Origin of the sequence: Bowmanella yangjiangensis, assembly GCF_017255015.1 — a bacterium.
Classification (GTDB): domain Bacteria; phylum Pseudomonadota; class Gammaproteobacteria; order Enterobacterales; family Alteromonadaceae; genus Bowmanella; species Bowmanella yangjiangensis.
Window position 1 is genome coordinate 1 of the sequence record NZ_JAFKCS010000426.1, and the last position, 663, is coordinate 663.

At 67.4% G+C, this 663-nt stretch carries 1 protein-coding gene; it reads left to right on the top strand.

The window, feature by feature from the left end; genetic code table 11:
• Positions 1-588, top strand: a 588-nt coding sequence (locus J0A65_RS24955) for an SDR family NAD(P)-dependent oxidoreductase (protein ID WP_206596923.1), incomplete at its 5' end; no start/stop codon positions are given.
• Positions 589-663: the final 75 nt, after the last annotated feature.

A 663-nucleotide genomic window follows, 5' to 3' on the forward strand; every position in this document is an offset into this window, starting at 1 on the left:
CTGGGCGTCGATGTGGCGGACCTCGGCCAGGTGAGTCGGGCGATCAACCAGAGCCGCGCAGCACTGGGCACCATTGGTGGCCTGGTGCACGCTGCCGGCGTTCCCGGTACCTGCCCGCTGGAACAGCTGAGCCCGGCTGCCTGGGCGCAGGTGATGGATATCAACCTGCGTTGCTGGCCGTTCATGATTCAGGCCTTGCTGGAGGACTTCAAGGTCAGCAAGGGGGCCGCCTGCGTGGGGATCGCCTCGATCAACGCCACCCTCGGCAATGCCTTCAACCCCACCTACAGTGCCTCCAAGGCCGGCATGCTCGGCCTGAACCGCGCCCTGGCCGATGAGCTGGCGCGCTTTGGCATTCGCATCAACGCCGTCTCGCCAGGCCAGATCATGACCCAGATGATCGCCGATGCCATCGCGGCAGCGCCGACGGGGCTCAAGGAGCGTTTCGAGAGCCGCATTCTCCTGGGGCGCCTCGGTCAGCCCCGTGAAGTGGCGACTGCCGTGCGCTTCCTGCTGTCGTCCGAAGCCAGCTACATCACCGGCGCCGAGCTGGTGGTCGACGGCGGCAATATCTCCTCGCAGCGCTGACTGCAGGGCTCGTCGCCCCGTGCGGGCCCGAGCGATCGGCCATGCAGAGACAGGGACGGTCCGCTCAGAGCCCGG